Source organism: Nocardia sp. TBRC8007, from assembly GCF_056629435.1.
Map to the genome: position 1 here is coordinate 1 of NZ_JBWSOR010000263.1, position 214 is coordinate 214.

At 71.5% G+C, this 214-nt stretch carries 1 protein-coding gene; it reads left to right on the plus strand.

Features of this window, described 5'->3' with window-relative positions:
* Positions 1–214: condensation domain-containing protein (locus tag ACX4ZE_RS23595; RefSeq protein ID WP_480275670.1), on the plus strand; the 214-nt coding region annotated here is incomplete at both ends.

Here is a 214-nt window from a genome sequence, read left to right on the forward strand (position 1 = left end):
CGGAGGCGGCGGTGGCCGCCGCGGCACGCTACGCGTTCGACCTGTCGGCGCAGATCCCGGTGCGGGCGAGCGTGTTCCGCTGCACCGGCCCGGGCGAGAACGACCATACCCGCGACGAGTACGTGCTACTGCTGGTGATCCACCACATCGCCGGGGACGGATGGTCGTTGGCGCCGCTGCTGCGGGATCTGGCCAGTGCCTACACCGCACGCAC